Annotated in this window: 15 protein-coding genes; 14 read left to right on the top strand and 1 reads right to left on the bottom strand. The window is 43.6% G+C overall.

Annotated features, from left to right (window positions below):
- Window positions 1-126: 126 nt before the first annotated feature.
- On the bottom strand, window positions 127-366 hold the full coding sequence (locus G4417_RS17340; protein ID WP_021682886.1) for a hypothetical protein: 240 nt from the start codon (window positions 364-366) through the stop codon (window positions 127-129).
- Here G4417_RS17340 and G4417_RS08620 point away from each other — a divergent pair.
- The 14 genes from G4417_RS08620 (at window position 340) to G4417_RS08560 (ending at window position 20,526) form a co-directional block, all read left to right on the top strand.
- Window positions 340-537 carry a hypothetical protein gene (locus G4417_RS08620; protein WP_003533377.1) on the top strand — a complete coding sequence of 66 codons (198 nt, stop codon included), beginning with the start codon at window positions 340-342 and terminating at the stop codon, window positions 535-537. The genes G4417_RS17340 and G4417_RS08620 overlap by 27 nt on opposite strands.
- Entirely contained in the window at window positions 538-2,208 is a 1,671-nt protein-coding gene (locus G4417_RS08615; protein ID WP_005426567.1) for a recombinase family protein, read from the top strand.
- 105 nt (window positions 2,209-2,313) lie between these two features.
- Window positions 2,314-2,382 carry a hypothetical protein gene (locus G4417_RS17335; RefSeq protein WP_226845174.1) on the top strand — a complete coding sequence of 23 codons (69 nt, stop codon included), beginning with the start codon at window positions 2,314-2,316 and terminating at the stop codon, window positions 2,380-2,382.
- Between the two features lie 12 nt (window positions 2,383-2,394).
- Window positions 2,395-3,264 (top strand): VirB6/TrbL-like conjugal transfer protein, CD1112 family, encoded by an 870-nt coding sequence (locus G4417_RS08605; protein ID WP_055057307.1) that lies wholly within the window; start codon window positions 2,395-2,397, stop codon window positions 3,262-3,264.
- A 23-nt stretch (window positions 3,265-3,287) separates the two neighbouring features.
- Window positions 3,288-3,752 carry a PrgI family protein gene (locus G4417_RS08600; RefSeq protein ID WP_055268321.1) on the top strand — a complete coding sequence of 155 codons (465 nt, stop codon included), beginning with the start codon at window positions 3,288-3,290 and terminating at the stop codon, window positions 3,750-3,752.
- A complete protein-coding gene (locus tag G4417_RS08595; protein ID WP_171030274.1) occupies window positions 3,634-6,090 on the top strand; it encodes a VirB4-like conjugal transfer ATPase, CD1110 family in 2,457 nt (818 codons plus the stop codon). The genes G4417_RS08600 and G4417_RS08595 overlap by 119 nt, the downstream gene beginning before the upstream one ends.
- A gap of 16 nt (window positions 6,091-6,106) precedes the next feature.
- Complete coding sequence (locus G4417_RS08590; RefSeq protein WP_008688066.1) at window positions 6,107-6,217, top strand: hypothetical protein; 111 nt, start codon at window positions 6,107-6,109, stop codon at window positions 6,215-6,217.
- An 18-nt stretch (window positions 6,218-6,235) separates the two neighbouring features.
- Window positions 6,236-9,037, top strand: a complete 2,802-nt coding sequence (locus G4417_RS08585; RefSeq protein WP_138344138.1) for a CD1108 family mobile element protein — start codon at window positions 6,236-6,238, stop codon at window positions 9,035-9,037.
- Window positions 9,038-9,079: 42 nt separating this feature from the next.
- A complete protein-coding gene (locus G4417_RS08580) occupies window positions 9,080-9,382 on the top strand; it encodes a DUF4315 family protein (RefSeq protein WP_008688068.1) in 303 nt (100 codons plus the stop codon).
- On the top strand, window positions 9,354-10,766 hold the full coding sequence (locus G4417_RS08575) for a CD1107 family mobile element protein (protein ID WP_330598205.1): 1,413 nt from the start codon (window positions 9,354-9,356) through the stop codon (window positions 10,764-10,766). Before G4417_RS08580 ends, G4417_RS08575 begins: the two co-directional genes overlap by 29 nt.
- Window positions 10,767-12,839, top strand: coding sequence for a DNA topoisomerase 3 (locus tag G4417_RS08570; protein ID WP_117576647.1), 2,073 nt, complete (start codon window positions 10,767-10,769; stop codon window positions 12,837-12,839). It begins immediately after the preceding gene.
- Between the two features lie 69 nt (window positions 12,840-12,908).
- Entirely contained in the window at window positions 12,909-19,190 is a 6,282-nt protein-coding gene (locus G4417_RS08565) for a SpaA isopeptide-forming pilin-related protein (protein ID WP_138344125.1), read from the top strand.
- A gap of 100 nt (window positions 19,191-19,290) precedes the next feature.
- Entirely contained in the window at window positions 19,291-19,419 is a 129-nt protein-coding gene (locus G4417_RS17165) for a hypothetical protein (RefSeq protein ID WP_274605761.1), read from the top strand.
- A gap of 6 nt (window positions 19,420-19,425) precedes the next feature.
- Window positions 19,426-20,526: a DUF5688 family protein gene (locus G4417_RS08560; RefSeq protein WP_138344126.1), complete on the top strand. Its 1,101-nt coding sequence runs from the start codon at window positions 19,426-19,428 to the stop codon at window positions 20,524-20,526.
- Window positions 20,527-21,290: the final 764 nt, after the last annotated feature.

Below are 21,290 nucleotides of genomic sequence, written 5' to 3'. Positions count from 1 at the left end.
GGGAGCGTGAAAACCCGGCAACGGACTCCGGCAACCCGTCTGAAAAAACGATGGATGGTTTTGTGGAGGTCACAGAACAGATGGAGCTTCCATTCTGAAAATGACCGCCCGTTGCACCCCCTGTTGCTATCCCGTTGCCGAGCCGGTTGCCGGGGAAAACCCCTTATTTCCGGGCTTTTCTCCCTTATAACAACCAAAACAACAGAAAAATAAAAGAAAAGTATAAATAGTAACCATCGCCAGATTGAGATTGTTTGCAAGGTCTTTTGAAGCCCGTTGCCGGACTTCGTTGCCGACACCCTCTGTCTGGCTATTTTCATGTATGGAGGATAACTGCCTATGGCAAAAAACAAAACAGAGATTCATGTGACCACTGTATTTGACGGGGAACTGGACGCAACCGATGTGTTCGTCAGCCTGATTTCCCAGAAATACGGTAAAATAAATACAAAAGAATATCTTGCTAAAAAGAAAGATATAGGCTATAATGAAGATGAGGTTCAAAAGAGCCAGATACCGTCTGGATTGTGTGGGTAAATGGCTATGATGAACGAAATGGAATACAGAACAATCGGTTCGGCACTTGCCGGGGGCTATCGTGCGGCGGTCTATTGCAGGCTGTCAAAGGACGATGACCTGCAAGGCGAAAGTGCCAGTATCGCCAACCAGCGTGATATGCTGGAAAAATACTGCGAAAAGCAGGGATGGGAGGTTGTGGCAGTCTATCAGGACGATGGCTTCACAGGTCTTAATATGGAGCGTCCTGATTTACAGAGGATGTTGAGAGCTATTGAGCGCAGGCAAATCAACCTTGTCATCACGAAAGACCTCAGCCGACTGGGGCGTAACTATCTGCAAACCGGGCATTTGATTGAGGACTTTTTCCCAAGAAACGGTGTCCGCTATATTGCCATGAATGACGGTATCGACACCCTGCGGGATAACAACGACATCGCCCCGTTCAAGAATATCCTGAATGAGATGTACAGCAAGGATATTTCCAAGAAAGTCCATTCCTCTTATCTTCTGAAAGCGCAGAAAGGACAGTTTACCGGGTGTCTTGCCCCGTTTGGGTATCGGAAAGACCCGGAGGACAAAAACCATCTGCTCATTGACGAGGAAACCGCCCCGATTGTGCGGCTGATTTTCGGATATGCCCTGAACGGTCATGGTCCGAACTATATCCGCAGACGGCTGGAGGAAGAAAAAATCCCCTGCCCCACATGGTGGAACCGGGAACGGGGGCTTCGCAACACCCGAACCAAATGGGAAAAGAAAGACCCGGAAAACGGGCGGTATATGTGGGACTTCTCCGTTATCAAAGACCTTTTGATGAATCCCGTCTACACCGGTGCGATTGCTTCCCAGAAAAAAGACTACCGTTTCAAAATCGGCACAATTGGGGAAAAGAAGCCGGAGGACTGGATTGTGGTGGAGGGACAGCATGAACCGCTGATTGACCGCATGAGCTTTGACATTGTGCAGAACAAGATGAAATCCCGCCAGCGTCCGGGGCAGACCGATGAAATCAGCCTGTTTGCCGGATTGTTAAAATGCGGCGAGTGTGGGAAGTCGCTGACGGTACGCTACACAAACGCAAAACATCCCCAGCGGATTTATTCCTGCAAGACCTACAACGCCTTTGGAAAGAACCACTGCACCCAGCACCGGATTGACTATGACACCCTTTACAGCCATGTGCTGCGGAAAATCCGGGAATGTGCCAGAGCTGCCCTGATGGACGGGGAAGCGGTTGCCGACCGCCTGACCAATACCTGTGAAGCAGAGCAGCGGGAACAGCGGGAAGCAATGGAACGCTCCCTTACAAGGGACGAGGAACGGATTGAGGTTCTGGACAAAATGGTCATGCGGCTTTATGAGGATATGATTGCAGGGCGTATCAGTGAGCAGAATTTCAACACCATGCTGGAAAAGACACAGACCGAGCAGACGGAGCTTAAAGCAAAAGTGTCCGAGGGCAGAAAGCGGCTGTCTGATGAAGTCCAGCTTGCCAATGACGCAAAACAATGGGTGGAAGCCATTCAGGAATATGCCAACATCACAGAGCTGGACGCAGCCACCCTTAACCGCTTAATCAAAGAAATCGTCGTGCATGAACGCATTGACGAAGATAAAACAAGACACATTTCTATCGAAATTCATTTTAATCTCAAACCCATCCCGGAGGTGGAACAGGTCACTGCCTGACCTGTCCCGCCGGGACGGTTCTCTAAAAAACACCATATAGATTTTTTGTACGCCGCCGCCCGCCATCGAGCAGAGTTTTACACCTAATTGGGGATAAAACAGCTGATGGCTGGTGCCGGAATCATGCTGCTGGGAACTACCCTGATTCCACAGCTGGCAACATTGTTCTCTTAAGAGGAGTGGTAGATGAACACCATCATTGAGAGAATTACGGAAGCGATAAAGGATATCCTGATCGGACTTATCAAGTCATGTTTGGATAACATGTTCACGTCTGTCAATGAGCAGGTGGGAACCATAGCCGGGCAGGTGGGACAGACACCGCAGGGATGGAATGCAGGGATTTTTAATCTGATTCAGAATATATCCCAAACGGTGATCGTCCCCATTGCGGGACTGATCATCACCTTTGTCCTGTGCTATGAATTGATCACGATGGTAACACAGAAAAACAATTTCCATGAATTTGAGACTTATAACATTTTCCTCTGGATCTTCAAAGCGTATGTGGCCATTTATCTGGTGACAAATACGTTCAATATCACGATGGCGGTCTTTGACGTTGGCCAACATGTGGTCAACAATGCCGCCGGGGTGATATCAGGAAACACTGCGGTGGATGCAACAGAAGCAATTACACGGATTGTGGATGCCCTGGAGGATATGGAGTTAGGGGATTTGTTCCTGCTATCCATGGAAACGCTGCTGATCAGTATTACCATGCGGATTCTGTCAATCATCATAACCGTTATTTTGTACGGAAGAATGATAGAAATTTACCTTTATACTTCCATAGCACCAATTCCGTTTGCCACCATGACCAATAAGGAATGGGGCAATATCGGAAACAACTATTTAAAAGGCTTGTTCGCACTGGCATTTCAGGGATTCTTCATGATGGTCTGTGTGGGAATTTATGCAGTTTTAGTAAATGCAATGACCATATCCAGTGACCTTCATGCAGCAATGTTTTCAGTAGCGGCTTATACCGTGATTCTTGCATTTTCATTATTCAAGACCGGAAGCCTTAGCAAATCAATATTCAATGCCCATTAACGGGCAGGAAAGGAGCGCATACCATGGCGTATGTACCAGTACCAAAAGACCTTACCAAGGTCAAAACAAAAGTAGCGTTAAATCTGACAAAGCGGCAGCTGATTTTCTTTTCACTTGCCGCAGTTGTGGGGATTCCGTTTTATCTGTTCATGAGAAAACCAATCGGTTCCAGTATTGCTGCCATTCTGATGGTAACGATCATGCTTCCATTTTTCTTCATGGCGATGTATGAAAAAGACGGGCTTCCCTTTGAAAAAGTGGTGGCAAATATCATTCGACAGAAGTTTATCTGTCCAGCGGTAAGACCATATAAGACAGAAAATTTTTATCAGGAGATTTCCACCCTTGTAAAAAAGGAGGGTGTGCCGGATGGCAAAAAAGACAAAGCAGGAGGCTCAGCAGGAGCGTCTGTCTCTGGCGGAAAAAAGAAACCGTCAGGAAAGAAGAAACAAAAAAAGCAGAAAAGAAAGAGAACAGGAAAAGCGTAAGAAGAAACAGGAACGGAATCGCAGGAAACAGAAAGGCATTCCTACAACTGCACAGCAGAGCATTCCGTATATTCGGATGCTGCAGGATGGTATCTGCCAGGTGACAAAGACCTTTTTCTCTAAGACGATTCAGTTTTATGACATCAATTATCAGCTGGCTTTAAATGAGGATAAGACCACGATATTTGAGAATTACTGTGATTTCTTAAATTACTTTGATTCTTCCATCAGTGTGCAGCTGTCCTTTATCAATCAGCAGGTGGATGTGGCAGAATTTGAGAAAAGTATTGATATTCCGGATCAGAACGATGACTTCAATGCCATTCGTGAAGAATACCGTACTATGCTGAAAAATCAGCTTTCCAAAGGAAATAATGGTCTGGTAAAGACGAAGTATATCACTTTTGGAATTGAAGCAGAAAGTCTGAAGGTAGCAAGACCAAGGCTTGAAAGAATCGAAACAGATATCTTAAATAACTTTAAGGTTCTGGGAGCACAGGCACATTCTTTGAATGGACTGGAAAGGCTGGAGATTCTGTATCATGTGTTCAACCAGGATCGGATTGAACCATTTAAGTTCCAGTACAAGATGCTTCCGGAAACCGGATTAAAGACCAAAGATTTTATTGCACCGACTTCCTTTAACTTTTCCAAGAATCAGACATTTTTGATGGGAAGAACGATGGGAAGTGTGAGTTACCTTCAGATTCTTGCACCGGAGCTGACAGACCGGATGCTTGCAGATTTTCTGGATGTGGATGACAGCATCAATGTCAACATTCATATCCAGTCCATTGATCAGAGTTCAGCAATCAAGATGATCAAGAGTAAGATTTCTGATCTTGATAAGATGAAGATCGAAGAGCAGAAGCGTGCGGTACGTTCCGGTTATGATATGGACGTGCTTCCATCGGACCTTGTGACTTATGGCGAAGAGGCAAAGAATCTGCTGGAAGATCTGCAGTCCAGAAATGAGAGAATGTTCCTTGTGACAGTTCTGGTAATGAATACCGCAAAGAAGCGTCAGAAGCTGGATAATAATATTTTCCAGGTGCAGGGGATCGCACAGAAATATAACTGTTCCTTAAAACAGCTGGATTATCAGCAGGAAGCAGCACTCATGTCCTGTATTCCGCTTGGAGTCAATCGAATTGAAATTCAGAGAGGGCTTACCACATCTTCAACAGCGATCTTCGTGCCATTTACGACACAGGAACTGTTTCAGGAAGGGGAAGCTCTTTATTATGGATTGAATGCATTATCCAACAACATGATCATGGTTGATCGGAAACGTCTGAAGAACCCGAATGGACTGATTCTTGGTACACCAGGTTCCGGTAAGTCCTTCTCAGCAAAGAGGGAAATTACAAACTGCTTTTTGATTACGGAGGACGATATCATTGTCTGTGATCCAGAAGCCGAATATTCGGCACTTGTGCAGGCGCTGCATGGGCAGGTGGTAAGAGTTTCGCCGGTATCTGACCAGTATATCAATCCAATGGATCTGAACCTGAATTATTCTGAGGAAGATAATCCGCTGTCATTGAAAGCAGATTTTATCCTGTCTTTGTGTGAGCTGATTGTTGGAGGAAAGAATGGATTGGAACCGGTAGAAAAAACGATTATTGACCGTTGTGTGCGGTTAGTATATCAGGAATACCTTGCCGATCCAATACCGGAGAAGATGCCAATCCTGGAGGACTTATACAACCTTCTGAGAAAACAGGAAGAGCCGGAAGCACAGCGGCTGGCTACTTCATTAGAGATCTATGTTACAGGCTCTTTGAATGTATTTAACCATCAGACAAACGTGGATATCAATAACCGCATTGTCTGCTTTGACATCAAAGAATTGGGAAAACAGCTGAAAAAGATTGGGATGCTCGTAATCCAGGATCAGGTCTGGAACAGGGTAACGATGAACCGTTCTGCCCATAAGTCCACCAGATACTATGTGGATGAGTTCCATCTTCTTTTGAAGGAAGAGCAGACTGCAGCCTACAGCGTGGAGATTTGGAAGCGATTCCGTAAATGGGGTGGTATCCCAACGGGCATCACCCAGAATATTAAGGATTTATTGTCTTCCAGGGAAATAGAGAATATATTTGAAAATTCAGATTTTATTTATATGCTGAACCAGGCTTCCGGAGACAGGCAGATTCTTGCAAAACAGCTGAATATCTCACCAACCCAGCTGTCCTATGTAACCAACAGTAATGAGGGGGAAGGACTTCTGTTCTATGGAAATGTCATTATCCCGTTCGTAGACAGATTCCCGAAGAATTCCCTCTATAAAATCATGACAACCCGCTTAGAGGAAACTTCCGAAGCAGGTTAAATCAAAGGAGAAGACAATGTTACGAGCAATTTCATATGTATTAACTTTTAGTGGCGGTGCTGTATTTGGCATCGCTTTTCTCTGTTTATTACAGGCAGGGAAAGGGTATCCGAAAAAGGAGGAGTAAGTAGTGGCAGAACAGAGAATGAAAGTCAGGGATAAGAAAGTCCAGAAGATGACCAAAGATGGTCTGGTGGAAGAAAACCTGACGGATAAATCTTCTGTTCGTGTCAGTAACCGTGTCAGTGATGTGCAGATGGGAATAAAACAGGGGGAAAAAGCAGAAAACCTTGTGGATAAGTCTCCCCGCCAGTCTAAGCGAAGTGGGAAAAATATCCGTCCCTCTGTGCAAAAATCCAGGGATGCACCGGAACTGATGCGAACGGAGAACCAAAGTGAGGATTTTGGACAAAATAGAAAGCAACAAAACCGGAAAAGAATCCGTGCTGTGAACAGAAAAGAATCAAGATTTGCGGAAAAATCCGAAGCCAGCCAGTCAGGGAGACTGAAAGAAAAACGTGCGGATCTTTCAGAAAACAGAGGAGACAGCCGGAGTAAGAAGAATGGTGGAAGTAAGAAACCAAAGCAGAAACAGCGTCTGAAATTTGCTTATGAAGAGACTGGTGCTTCTGTGAAAAATGACAAAGATATGGAGAAATTGAACCAGATGGATACGGATGGAGTCAATTTCCGTCATCAGAAACAGAAGGAAAAAGCCAAAAAGTTTTCTTATGAGGAACCAAGAAAGAAAAAGGAAGCAAAGCAGCATTCCAAGAAGGCACAGGTTTATCAGGCAAATGAAGGAGAGGGTTCTGGAAAGAAGAAATCCCGCCTGAAGTTTGGCGAAGGGGAATCTGTGAAAACAGAAAAAGCTTTTGTTGTTAAGAAAGCAGGAAGTGCAACTTCCGCAGCATTGCACCGTGAGATCAGTAAAAATGAAGACGATAATGCGGCAGTAGAAGGTGCCCATAAGTTGGAAGAAGGCTGCGAAGGTATTTACCGGCTGGAACAGAGAAGTGCCAGACAAAGGAAACAGAGGGCTTCCAGAAAGAGAAGCAGACTGGAGAGACAGGCAGAGAAACAGACACAGGCGGCAGCCCGTCAGGAGCAGAAGAAGCTAAAAAAACAGATTCAGAAGCAACAGATCAAACGGGATTATGCCAAAGCAAAACGAAGTGAACAGACAGTAGGAACAGCTACAAAAGGTACGATTGATTATATCAAGAAGATTGGCGGCAAAGTCACCAACTTCTTTAAAGAAAACCGGAAGGTGTATATCAGTGTGGCAGTTCTGATCGGATTGATGTTTCTGATTATAACGAATGTCACGTCATGCTCTGCAGTATTTTTACAAAATGTGATCACTTACACGGGAACCAGTTATCTGTCATCGGATCAGGCAATCCGGGAAGCGGAACTGTATTATACACAGTTGGAAGCTAATCTGCAGGAGCGGATTAACAACATGGAGTCTGAAGAACCGGGACATGAGGAATACCGATATAACATCGGACCTATTGAGCATGATCCGTTTATCCTAATCAGTTATCTGTCAGCAAAGTATGAGGAGTTTACTTTTGAACAGGTCAAGCCTGAACTGGATGCATTGTTTGCAGAGCAATATCATCTGACTACTGAAGCAGTCAATGAAACTGTGACAGAGACAGCAACAGTAAGAGTTGGAGAATCGTTGGGACAGGTTGTAACAAGCGGATATTGTAACTGTCCAATCTGTTGTGGTATTTGGAGTGGAGGACCGACTGCCAGTGGAGCATATCCAACAGCCAATCATACCTTAGCAGTAGATGCTTCCAATCCGTTTGTTCCAATGGGAACAAAGGTGGTCATGAATGGTGTCGAATATACGGTAGAAGATACCGGAGCTTTCGCAAGATACGGTGTACAGTTTGATGTCTATTATGACAGTCATGCGGCAGCATCCGCACATGGTCATAAGACCTGGGAATGCTATCTGGCAGATGATAATGGAAGCCAGGAAGTGGAAGTGACCAGGACAAGAGATGTAGATGTGCTGAATGTCACCTTAAACAGCGGAAATCTGATGTCGATCTGTCAGGACAGGCTGGGATTTTTCCAGAAAGAACTGTTCAGTGCCTACAACGATACAAAAGGCAACTTGCAGATGTTTGCGACACCGGTTGATTTTAACTGGTATTCCAGTGTGACCAGCTATTATGGATACAGGATTCACCCGATTTCTGGAGCTAATCAGTTACACAATGGCATGGATATCGGGGCACCGGAAGGAACAAAAGTGATGGCAGGACTGACAGGAACAGTTACAACTTCTGCTTATAACGACAGCTATGGCAATTATGTTGTAATCAAGGACAGTAAAGGCTATGAACTACGGTATGCACATTTAAGCAGCCGGAGTGTATCTGCAGGAGCATCCGTCACGAAAGGTGATGAGATAGGTCTTGTAGGAAATACTGGAAATTCCACAGGAAGCCATCTTCATATTGAACTTCTGAAAAATGGAGAGCGGTTAAACCCGATCTTTTATCTGGAAACTGGAGAAGGAGCAGGCTTTGGCGGCAATGAATATACCAGTGAAGCAGCACAGCGTTTGTTAAATGAAGCAGCGAGATATCTCGGGACACCGTATGTGTGGGGTGGATATTCCCCAAGTGGATTCGATTGTTCCGGATTTGTAAGCTACTGTCTGACAAACTCTGGTGTAAGGAATACAGGAAGACTAACAGCACAGGGACTGTACAACATTTGTACACCAGTATCCCAGTCGGAGGCACAGCCGGGAGATTTGATCTTCTTTACTGGAACTTACGACGCAGGGGAGCCGGTAACGCATATCGGAATCTATGTAGGCAATGGTCAGATGATCCATTGTGGACATCCGGTGCAGTATACGTCCATCAATTCCCCATACTGGCAGAGCCATTTCTATGGATTCGGACGATGGTAAGAAAAAAGGGCGGCTGTATCAGCCGTCCGGAAAGGAGAAGCGATGAAAAGTCTTGAAAAAGCAACGGCGGATTATGAGAAAGCCAAAGAGAAAATGGAAGCCTCCAAAGCCAGATATGAAGCAGATTTAAAGCGTTTCAAGGCTGCGGAGATTGCCAAAACAGAAGCGGAAAATCTGGAAATTGTAAGAATTATCCGTGCAATGGATATGAGTATTCCAGAATTGGAAGCTTTCAAAAAGAGAATGAAAAATGAACTGCCCGGCAGGGTAGAAATACAGAAGGAGGAAACAAAAGCCGATGATGAATCTGGAAAAAATGAAACAGAAGAAGAGAACAATTACTAAAAGCAGGGTAAAAAAGAGCTTGCTTGCAGCAACGACATTTCTTTGCCTGACAACACCTTTGCTCCAGACACAGACTGCTTATGCAGCTGAGAATACCACGCCTGCAATCACGATTGAGAAACCGGATGGCTGGAAACAGGGAGAAACAACCATTGCTGTTACGGTAGATTCCAGTCATATGCCGGAAGGTTTCTCAATAGCAAAGATTGAAGCAAAAGCAGGAAAAGATGGAAGCTGGCAGGATGTAACCGGAAGTGGAAGTATCACGATCACTGGAAACCAGACAGTGTATGTGCGTGTGACAGATGGTGAGGGGAAGGTCTATGAGCAGAATCGCTCTATTAAGTGTTATGACACGGAAAAGCCTACACTCTCTGCTTCCCTGACAGATGGTGTGCTGACGATTCAGGGGAATGATACAGTATCAGGGATTACTGCAGTAACAGTCAATGGCACCACTTATAAAGACTTGAAGGATGGAATGCTGAGAGTGCAATTGACACAGAAAGATTTTACTACAAAACAGATTGAGATTACGGTAACAGACGGTGCCGGAAATACGTCTGAAAAGTATGTGTTACAGAATCCTTATTATGAATGGGCAAAGAAGCAGGCAGAGAAACAGAAAACTTCCATTGACAGTAATGGTGCAATGGCAACCACGACCAGTGCAGATGCAACTGGGACTGAGAAAACAACGACTTCACCGCTTCCGCAGGATGCACAGGCTTCTGAGCCGACAGATGCAAAAGGAACCGTGGATGATCGGACAGTGACAGGTATTGAGGAACAGCTTAATAAAGAAGGCGAGACAGCAGATTCTGTTACTAAAACAGCTACGGAAGGCACAAAAGAGTTTTATACCATTTCAACTAAGAGTGGTAAGATTTTCTATCTGATTATTGACAATTCAAAATCTCAGGATAATGTGTATTTTCTTACAGAAGTCAGTGAAAAAGATCTGATGAACTTCACACTTTCTGATTCGGTGACACTTCCGGAAGTGGATACGGTTTATGCAGAACCAGAGAAAAAAGCAGAGGAAGAAAAACCGGAAACGACAGAGACAGATGAGAAAGATAAGGTAGAGGATGATATTCAGATGCCTGAAGATAAAAGTCCATTTGGAACGTATCTTTTGATTGCACTGGTTGCAGTCGGAGCTGCGGCAGGAGGATATTACTTCAAAGTCTATAAACCAAAACATGAATATGATGACGAGGATGAGATGGAAGAGGATGAAGATGAATCCGAAGATTCAGAGTCAGAAAAACGGGAAGTAGATGATGCAGATGAGCAGGAAGAAAGTACAGAACCGGAAATCCTGAGAGATGAAGATTTTGACGATAATGTGCTGGAAGATGAAGAAGAGGAGCAGGAGTAAATGAAATTAGTGATTGCAGAAAAGCCATCGGTTGCGATGGCACTGGCTTCGGTACTGGGAGCCAGAACAAGAAAAGATGGCTACGTGGAGGGAAACGGTTATATCGTTTCCTGGTGCGTAGGACATCTAGTTGGATTATGCGATGCATCGGAATACGATGAAAAATATAAAAAATGGAGATATGAAGATCTGCCGATTGTGCCGGAATGCTGGAGACACAAGGTTTTGGATGGAACAAAGAAGCAGTACGGAATCTTGAAAAAACTGATGAGAGATTCCAATGTAGATGAAGTGATCTGTGCTACTGATGCAGGACGTGAAGGAGAGTTAATCTTTCGTCTGGTGTATGAGCAGGCAGGATGCAAAAAGCCGATGAAGCGGCTCTGGATTTCTTCCATGGAAGAACAGGCAATTAAAGATGGATTTGCGTCATTAAAAGACGGTTCGTGTTATGACAGTCTCTATCAGTCAGCACTTTGCAGGGCAAAGGCAGACTGGCTGGTGGGAATCAATGCGAGCCGTCTTTTTTCCGTTCTGTATAACCAGAATCTGAAAGTCGGAAGAGTGCAGACACCAACACTTGCCATGATCGTGGATCGAAATCAGAAGATTAAGGAATTTACCAAAGAAAAATATTATATGGCTCATATCAAGTTTGATGATATGGATGCAGTTACAGAGCATTTTCAGAAAAAAGAGGATGCAGATAAAGTGGCTGCGGACTGCCTGGAGCGGATGTGCGAAGTGGAAAAGGATGATGTGAAAGAGAAAACAGTCCGCCCTCCGAAGCTTTATGATCTGACCACCCTTCAGAGGGAAGCTAACAGAATGTTTGGCTATACCGCACAGCAGACATTGGATGCAGTGCAGGAGATGTATGAGCAGAAGCTTGTCACTTATCCGAGAACAGACAGCCAGTATCTGACAGATGAGATGGGAGAAAGCACAGAAACTCTGATTCAGATGTTACTTGGGGAAATGCCTTATGCTGAAAGCCTGGAATATCAACCGGACGTGAGTAAGGTATTAAATTCAAAGAAAGTATCTGATCACCATGCAATTATCCCGACCATGGAAGTAGCAAAGGCAGATATAGGTAAACTGAAAGAGCGAAACCGCAAGATTTTGTATCTGATCAGTGCCAGGGTACTGACAGCAACTGCAGATCCTTATATTTATGAAAGCCATAAAAGCCAGATTACCTGTAATTATCATACGTTTTATCTCACGGCAAAGAAAACAAAGCAGGAAGGATTCAAGGCAATCGAAAATAAAATGAAACAGTTCTTTGGCGTAAAGAGTGAGAAAGAAGAGCCGGAGCTGGATATCTGGGCAGGTAAGCATTACGGTCCTTGTGATTCTTTTGTATCGGAACATTTTACACAGCCACCGAAACAGTACACAGAAGATACCCTGCTTTCTGCGATGGAACGTGCTGGGAATGAAGAACTGACCGAAGATACGGAAAAGAAAGGACTTGGTACTCCGGCAACAAGGGCAGCAATCATTGAAAAACTGATTCAGTCTGGTTTTGTGAAAAGGGAAAAGAAAAATCTGGTGCCGACAGATGATGGCAATGTACTGATTACGGTTTTGCCGGATGAGATTAAATCTCCGAAGATGACAGCAGAGTGGGAAATGGCATTGAATCACATTGCCCAGAATACAGAGACAGCAGATGAATTCCTAAATGGGATTACAGAGCTGATGCAGGAACTGGTTGCCAGATATCAGGCTATTTCAGAAGAAAAGAAAGAGCAGTTTCAGGGAAAAGCAAAAGGGGAAGTCATTGGCAAATGTCCCCGATGTGGAGCTGATGTCAGGGAAGGAAAAGTAAACTTTTACTGTTCCGACCGGAACTGTGCTTTTACCTTATGGAAGAATGATAAATTCCTTGCAAGCCAGGGGAAAAAGATGGATAAGGCGGCAGCAAAGAAGTTCCTGTCTAAAGGAAAAATCCATTATAAGGATCTGGTATCCAGAAAAACAGGGAGACAGTATGAAGCAACTGTGGAAATGATTGATCCCGGCGAGGGAAATGTGCAGTTCAATCTGATTTTCCCACAACGATAAGTAATGTATTGCAGGCAGTCTAAGGACTGTCTGTTTTCATACAAATATTATGAAAGAGAGGACCTTAGCATGAAGAAAAAAGGTAATTTTAGGAAAGTAGTATCTGGATTGCTGGCAGGCATGACAATGCTTAGTACAGTGTTATCTCCGATGACTGCATATGCAGCGGAGATCCAGCCAGAGGAAAAACCGCCACTTTATGAGGAAGTGAAAGACCTTCTGGATGAAGAGGAGGTGGTGACTGCCAAAGATTATGAACTTGAAACAGGCAGTGTATTTGATGTGAAATCAGACTACACAGGACTGGAAATCAAGGATGCTGACAAGGTTAAAGTCACATTTGAGGAAGCAAAGAACGACAAGAATGAGGATTTTACGACAGATCATGTGGACACTTACAAAGCGGTCTATTATGTGGAACCGGTAAATCAGGAGCATCCGAAGTATCAGATCAGCCGAAAGCTGATTGTGCGTGAGAAAGAAACAGAAGTGCAGACAGAAACTGCAGGGAGTGAAGCAGTAACCGAATCTGAAACAGCTGGCAGTGAACAGCAGACAGAAGAAGCGGAGGATTCAGAATCAGACTCGGAAATTACCGATATTGATGCTGATGAATTTGATGATTTAGTAGAGCAGGCACAGAATCAGGATACCTATGATGAAGAATCCGGGTTAGAGCTTCACGATGTTTTGGAACAGGCAGGAGACGAAGGTGTGGATCTTGATTCTATGGAAGAGGGAGAGATTGCAACATTTGAAGCAGTTTCGGCTTATTCAGCAAGAAGTACACAGCAGGTAACAATCGAAAAAGGACCTCTGTATAGATATGCAGATTATAATCTTGGAACCTATCTGACAGAGCCGTACTATATCAGCTACGGAAGCGTCAGAGCAACTGCGTATTGTGTACAGCCGGCAAAACCAGGACCAGGATCTGGAAATTATACAATCACAAAGATCGGGGACAATCAGGCGTTAGCAAAAGTGTGTTATTACGGTACAGATGCCGCAGGAAGCGAAAGTTTTTTTGCGAATAAACACACGGATTTTTCAGAAGGAAAAAGATTCATCATTATTCACATGGCTGCATCTTATGCCAATGGAAGCAGTGATGCATTCTATGGAACAAATGCTACAGGCGAGGCTTTGGCAAAAGAACTCTATAATTATTGTGCAAATAAGCCGGAAATACCAGATGTAGCGATGTCATTTTCCAAACCGAATGTAAAAGCTTATGTAGATGGAAATGTTCAGAGAACGGAGAACATTAAGTTCAATGCATCTTCCCAGCAGAAAATCACAATGGACTTACCAAAGGGAGTGAAGCTTTATAATGTATCTACTGGAAATGTAAGTGCGGCAGGTGCAAGCGTAACAATTGGAGGCGGAACCACGTTTTATCTTTCAGCTCCTCTGACACAGACAAGAGATGTAAGTGCTACTTTTTCTGCAAAAATGAAGGGAAGTATTACAAAAGATTATTCAGCATATAAACTGACTACGAATGCAAGTGTTCAGGATCTGGCATTTGTGTTTGGAGAAGGTGTCGCTGATGAAAAATATGTAAGCTTAAAGGTGTCCTGGATTGAACAGGCTACGATCGAAATCGTAAAGAAAGACGATACAGCGGATGTTAATCTTGCAGGTGCAGTGTTCGGTGTATACAGCGATGAGGCTTGTACAAAGCTGATCATTCAGATGCCGGCAACAGATAAGAATGGAAAATCTTCTGTTACGATCATCAAGACACAGGATACTGTTTATCTGAAAGAGATCACCGCACCACAGGGATATGTGGTAAATGCAACGGCAACAAATGTAAAACTGGTAGCAAGTAAAACCTCATCGGTAACTGTGGAAAATAAGGAACAGCTGGCAGAGCTTACCATTTACAAAGAAGGACAGGTTCTTACCGGAGCAGATGTCAGTGAAAATGGAACGGTATTCCAGTATGAAAACCGCAGACAGAAAAATGCAGTGTATAACGTGTATGCCGGGGCAGATATCGTAACTGCTTATGGCACAAAAGTGTACAGCAAAGGTGACCTGGTAAAAGATAATCTGACTACGGGAGAGAATGGTTCTGTTACACTGAAGAACCTGCATCTTGGAAGCTATGTGGTGAAAGAAGCAAAAGCACCGGACAATTTCTATAACGGCAGCGAAGAAAAGCCAGTGACTCTGACTTATGCCGGACAGAATAAAGAAGTTGTATTTGCAGATGTGACTTTTAACAACGAAAGACAGAAAGCAGATGTTTCCGTAGTAAAACAGGATAAAGATACAAAGAAACCACTGAATGGCGGTATTTTTGCTCTGTATGCATCCGATGATATTAAAAATGCAGACGGAACCGTTGTTGTGAAAAAAGGAACACTGATTGAGAAAGCAACTACTGGAGCAGATGGAACTGCAAAATTCACAGCAGATCTTCCGATTGGATATTCCTATTCCGTAAAAGAAGATCAGGCGCCGGAAGGCTATGTAAGAAATACAGAAGATGTGTATACGTTCAAGTTTTCTTACACCAATGATAAAGAAGCAACCGTATTATTTGCCCATACCTTCAGCAATGACCGTGTGACAGCAAAGATCAATTTATTCAAAGTTGATAAAGAAACAGGAAAAGCAGTACCACAGGGAGATGCCACACTGAAAGGTGCAGTTTATGGTCTGTATGCCCGTGAAGATATCGTGCATCCGGACGGAGCAACTGGAACTATTTATAAAGCAGGAGAACAGGTAGCATCTCTTACAACAGATGACAAAGGACAGTCTTCTGTAAAAGGTTTATATCTTGGCAAATATTATGTCAAAGAGATCACACCGCCGACCGGATACCTGGCAGATACAGAAGAGCATGATCTTGTGTGCAGTTATGAAGGAGATATGACAGCAGAAGTAAAAAGAGAGTGCACTTCCAGTGAGCAGGTCATCAAACAGCCATTTCAGATCATCAAAGCAGCCAACAATGGAAAGACCGATGCAGATCTGTTATCCGGAGCCGGATTTACAGTTTATCTGAAATCTTCCCTTACAAAGAAAGCAGATGGAAGCTATGATTTTGATTCTGCCAAACCAGTAGTGAGTAGAGAAAATGGAGCAACTGAGATTTTCACAGATGAAAAAGGGTATGCCTGCAGTATTCCATTACCATTTGGAAGCTATATCGTGCGTGAAACTACAACACCGCACAATTACAAGCCAGTCGATGATTTTGAAGTGAATATCACAGAACATCATCCAAACGAGCCACAGATCTGGCGAGTGCTTCTGGATGAAGAGTTTAAGGCAAAACTGAAAATCGTGAAAAAAGACGATGAAACAAAGAAATCTGTATTGATTGCCGGAACAGAATTTAAGGTATATGACCTGGACAACAAGAAGTATGTGGAGCAGGTAACAACTTACCCAGTGACAACTACTCACAAGTCCTATTTTACGGACAGCCAGGGATATCTGATCATGCCGAAGAATCTGAAGATCGGACATTACCGGATTGAGGAAGTCAACGCACCGGAAGGGTACACAATCAATAAGAACTATGTAGAGATTGCGGTGGATGCAAATACAGCATACCAGATGGATTCTGAGAGCGGAGATGCCATTATTACGGTAGACTACGAGAACCATCCGGTAAAAGGAAAGCTGACGATCTATAAAAAAGGTGAGATGCTGACCGGATTTAAAAAGGATTTTGTTTATGAAGAAAGATACCTGAAGGGTGCATCATTTCATGTCTATGCAGCTGAAAATATCTATACACCGGATTATCAGAAAGATGAAAACGGAAACAGACAGCTGATCTATGCAAAAGATGCACTGGTAACAACGGTAACGACCGGGGAAGACGGAAAAGCAGTTGCTGATAACCTGCCGCTTGGTTCTTACTATGTGGTAGAAAAGACTGCACCGGAAGGATTCGTCCTGAACCATGACAGATCGGATGTCTCATTTGTCTATGCGGATCAGGATACACCTGTGATCGAACAGGAAGTGATGGTTGGCGATGACCGCCAGAAAGTTGCAATCCAGGTAGAAAAACAGGATGCAGAAAATGGTGCACCCGTAGCAGGAGCTGTCTTTGGCATCTATAACACAGAAGATCTGAAGAATGAGAAAGGTGAGATCATTGTAAAGGCAGATACACTTCTGCAGGAAATGACTTCTGATAACGATGGTCTTGCAGCATGTACGCTGGATCTGCCGCTTGGACAGTATTATGTGAAAGAGTTAAAAGCACCGGCGGGATTTGTATCCTCTGATGAAGTTCTGAATCTGGATGCTTCTTACCAGGGGCAGGATGTGAAGACAGTAAAACTGAAAACAGTGAAAAAGAACCAGCCGACAACAGTTGAAATCACAAAATCTGATGTAACAACAGGTGTGGAACTGGATGGGGCAAAACTCACCGTTCTTGATAAAGAAGGAAATGTTGTGGATCAGTGGACTTCTGTAAAAGATCAGCCACATGTGATCAAACGACTGACTGTGGGTAAAGAATACACCCTTCGAGAGGAAATTGCACCGTATGGATATCTGAAAGCGACGGATGTGAAGTTCACACTGGAAGATACTGCCGAGATTCAGAAAGTAGAGATGAAAGATGAAGTTCCAACAGGACTTCTGATCATCAACAAAAATGGAGAGTTTCTGGATAAGGTGACACTTTTGGATCATGTAAAAGGTACCGTGGAGCATCTTTTTGAGTATGTAACCGGAAGCCTTTCAGATGTGGCTTTCGATGTATTTGCTGCGGAAGATATCAAAGCGGCAGATGGTGTCAGTGAAGATTATTTCAAAGCAGATGAAAAAGTAGGAACCATTACCACAGATTCCAATGGTATTGCACAGATGGGAGATCTCCCGGCTGGAAAATACTATGTGAAGGAAGTAAAAACAGCTCACGGTTATGTGCTGGACAAAGAGCCGAGATATGTTGACCTTTCCTACCGTGATCAGGACACACCAGTCATCACTTATGATGAGAAATGGCAGAATGCCCGTCAGAAAGTAAAGGTTACGGTTCTGAAGAAAGAAAAAGATACAGAACGTGTTCTTGCAGGTGGTGTCTTTGGTCTTTATACCAGTGAAGATATCAAAAATGCAAAGGGCGAGGTACTCCTTGAGAAAGACAGTCTGATCGAGCAGCGGGTAACGGATGAAAAAGGACAGATTACTTTTACGGCAGATCTTCCGGTAGACGGAAAATACTATGTGAAAGAAATCTTTGCGCCGGACGGATTTGTTACAACAGAAGAAGTACAGGAATTTACCTTTGAATATGCCGGAGAAGACCAGGCAGAAGTAAGCTACGACTTTACTTTTGAAAATCAGCCAACCACAGTGGAGCTGTCCAAAACAGACCTGACAACAGGTAAAGAACTTCCAGGTGCACACCTGAAAGTAACGGATTCAGATGGCAATACAGTAGATGAATGGACTTCTACGGAAGAATCCCATGTGATCAAAGAACTGGTTGTTGGTAAGAAATACACCATGACAGAGACAAAACCGGCAGATGGATATGTCACTGCAGAAAGTATTACTTTCACAGTAGAGAATACAGCAGAGGTTCAGAAGCATGAGATGAAAGATGATGTGACAAAAGTAGAGATCAGTAAGACTGATATCACAGGAGAAACTGAGATTCCAGGTGCGAAACTGACGATTCTCGATGAGGATGATCAGGTAGTAGAGAGCTGGACTTCCACAGAGGAAGCACACTATATCGAAAAACTTCCAATCGGTAAATATACCTTACGTGAAGAGCAGGCACCGAAAGGATATCTTCTGACATCGGATGTTAGTTTTGAAGTAAAGGATACTGGAAAGATCCAGAAAGTAGCTATGAAAGATGACACTGCCAAGGGAAAAGTGATTCTCAATAAGACAGATAAATCATCAGGAGAACCGCTGAAAGGGGTAGAATTTGAACTTCGTGACAGCAAAGGAAAAGTTCTGGAAACCTTAAAGACAGATGCTGCCGGTCATGCAGAAAGTAAGCTGTATGAGATTGCCACATTTAAGAACGGCAAATATGATACCGCTATCAAGTATTATCTGGTGGAAACAAAGACACTGGACGGATACACACTGGATCAGACCAAGCATGAAGTGACATTTGCCTATGCAGATGACAGTACACCGGTTGTAGAAGTTACCTTTAATCTGACAAATGAGAAACCGGAAGTTCCAGAAACACCGAACACACCACAATCCCATGAAGAGACAAAGGTATCAAACGCACCGAAAACAGGTGACAGCACGAATATCTGGCTGCCGATCCTGCTTCTTGTAATCTCCACAGGAGGTATGGCAGGACTGTATATCAGCAGGAAAAGGAAATAAGGAAACTAAAACCAACGGTTATGATTGGGAGCTTCTATGTGAGGCTCCCTTTTTCATACAAAAATATCACAGAAAGGAACAGAAAACTATGATGAAAGCAATGGAAAAAAGACAGGAAGCACGAAAAAACCAGGAGAAAACTTTAAAGAGAATGATGGCTTATCAGAAGAAATCCGAGCAGATGGTCAACAGAAAAAGAATGAACCATCACATGATCAGAAAGGGGTAAAAGCGTATGATGAACAGAAAAGAATTTTATGAATATGTCAAAGACAATGTAAAGGAGTATCTGCCAGAGTCTTATAAGGACGCAGAAATTAAACTTCAGGAAGTAGAAAAAAACAATGGTTTGAAGCTGACAGGTATTACGATTCCGAATGGAGATCAGAGAATCGTACCGACAGTCTATCTGGATTCTCTCTACCAGGAATATATCCATGGAAAAGATGTAGACTCTTGTGTTGGCGATGTGGCTGATATGCGTATTGAGGCACAGGGAAAAGCAGAATTTTTTGATATGGGAGTTCCAGATATTCTGGATTATGAAAAGATGAAGGACAAATTACAGATGAGAATTTGTGATAAGGAATGGAATACCGATCTTCTTGCAGATAAAGTAGTCACAGAACACGGAGATTTTGCAGCTTATTATGCAGTAAATCTGGAGGAAAATGGAGAAGGGATCAGCAGTATTCCGGTAACTGTTTCTCTGATGAACGAGTGGGGAGTATCTGCCGAACAGATTCAAGCGGATGCGATGGTGGCAGACCGAAAACGTGGTGTCACACTTATGGATATGAATGAGATTATCAAATCTACGATTTTTGGTGAAGAACCAGAAAACCTGCTGAATGAAAAAATGGATATGGAAGCCATGGAAAACCCAATGTTCTGTCTGACAAACAAAGCTAAGATGAATGGAGCTTCCCTGTTACTGCAGGAAGATATTCGTAAACAGATTGGGGAATGCCTGGGTAGTGATTATTTTGTCATCCCATCTTCCATTCATGAAGTGCTGATTCTCCCTGATAACGGAATTTTTCAGGTCCCGGAACTAAATGCGATGGTAAAAGAAGTCAATGAGACACAGGTAGAAAGAGAGGAACAGCTGTCAGATAAGGTTCAGTTCTGTGATGGAAAGACAGCAGTCATGGAAAATGCTGAACGCAGGGAAGCACGGCTAGAAAAAGCAAAAGAAGCAGAAAAAACAGCTGTAAAAAAAGAAGCCAAAGGAGGAATACACGGAAAGCTGGAGAAAGCCAAGGCAGAGATCAAGGCAAAAGAAGCAGAGAAAGTGCCGAAGAATAAGTCAAAAGATCTTGCCACAGCATTATAAAGAGAAGCAACGATGATTTTAAGGGGACTGTGCTAAGCAGTCCCTGATTTTATGAAAAGGAGTAGCGCATGGCAAATAAATTATATGCAATGGAACAGCTGACGGAAGAGGTGGCAAAAGATGTAGCTGCCAGTCCGCAGGAATGGATGCGGTTCCTAAACACTGCATCCAGACTGTACAAATACACTTTTCCAGAACAGCTTTTAATTTATGCACAGCGACCGGAAGCAACTGCCGTAGCATCCATGGAAATCTGGAATCAGAAGATGTACCGATGGATCAAAAAGGGATCTAAGGGGATTGCCTTGATTGACAATACTTCCGGACCGAAAACAAAACTTCGGTATGTATTTGATGTGCAGGACACTTATAAAGTGCGGAATCTTGGAAAGGATCCTCAGTTATGGAATCTTCCAGTAGAAGGAGAACATCTGGTGGCAGATTATCTGCAGGAGCAGTTATCACTGGAAGATACAGAAGGAGGACTTGCTGAAAGTCTGCATCAGGCAGCGAAGGAGAGTATGCAGGAATGGCTTCCAGATGCATTGGAAGAACTGAGACTGGATGTGACAGGGACATTTTTGGAAGAACTGGACGAACAGAATCAGGAAGTAGAATTCCGGGAACTGATGACCAATAGTGTCTGGTATGTATTACTAAACAGGTGTGGACTGGATGTACAGGAATATCTGGATGCAGAGGATTTTCGGCATATTACGGACTTCAATCAGCTGAAAGTATTAGGACATCTGGGAAGTGCAGTC

The sequence above is a fragment of the Blautia wexlerae genome (genome assembly GCF_013300825.1).
GTDB classification, from domain to species: Bacteria; Bacillota; Clostridia; order Lachnospirales; family Lachnospiraceae; genus Blautia_A; species Blautia_A wexlerae_B.
This window is presented reverse-complemented; position numbering and strand designations above follow the sequence as displayed.

Bases quoted from the DNA above. Each gene is read 5' to 3' on its own strand.
- G4417_RS08565 (WP_138344125.1), top strand. From the start codon at position 12,909: ATGAAGAAAAAAGGTAATTTTAGGAAAGTAGTATCTGGATTGCTGGCA.
- G4417_RS08595 (WP_171030274.1), top strand. From the start codon at position 3,634: ATGGCAAAAAAGACAAAGCAGGAGGCTCAGCAGGAGCGTCTGTCTCTG.
- G4417_RS08560 (WP_138344126.1), top strand. From the start codon at position 19,426: ATGATGAACAGAAAAGAATTTTATGAATATGTCAAAGACAATGTAAAG.
- G4417_RS17165 (WP_274605761.1), top strand. From the start codon at position 19,291: ATGGAAAAAAGACAGGAAGCACGAAAAAACCAGGAGAAAACTTTAAAG.
- G4417_RS08575 (WP_330598205.1), top strand. From the start codon at position 9,354: ATGAAACAGAAGAAGAGAACAATTACTAAAAGCAGGGTAAAAAAGAGC.
- G4417_RS08620 (WP_003533377.1), top strand. From the start codon at position 340: ATGGCAAAAAACAAAACAGAGATTCATGTGACCACTGTATTTGACGGG.
- G4417_RS08585 (WP_138344138.1), top strand. From the start codon at position 6,236: ATGAAAGTCAGGGATAAGAAAGTCCAGAAGATGACCAAAGATGGTCTG.
- G4417_RS08590 (WP_008688066.1), top strand. From the start codon at position 6,107: ATGTTACGAGCAATTTCATATGTATTAACTTTTAGTGGCGGTGCTGTA.
- G4417_RS08600 (WP_055268321.1), top strand. From the start codon at position 3,288: ATGGCGTATGTACCAGTACCAAAAGACCTTACCAAGGTCAAAACAAAA.
- G4417_RS17340 (WP_021682886.1), bottom strand. From the start codon at position 366: ATGAATCTCTGTTTTGTTTTTTGCCATAGGCAGTTATCCTCCATACAT.
- G4417_RS08570 (WP_117576647.1), top strand. From the start codon at position 10,767: ATGAAATTAGTGATTGCAGAAAAGCCATCGGTTGCGATGGCACTGGCT.
- G4417_RS08580 (WP_008688068.1), top strand. From the start codon at position 9,080: ATGAAAAGTCTTGAAAAAGCAACGGCGGATTATGAGAAAGCCAAAGAG.
- G4417_RS08615 (WP_005426567.1), top strand. From the start codon at position 538: ATGGCTATGATGAACGAAATGGAATACAGAACAATCGGTTCGGCACTT.
- G4417_RS08605 (WP_055057307.1), top strand. From the start codon at position 2,395: ATGAACACCATCATTGAGAGAATTACGGAAGCGATAAAGGATATCCTG.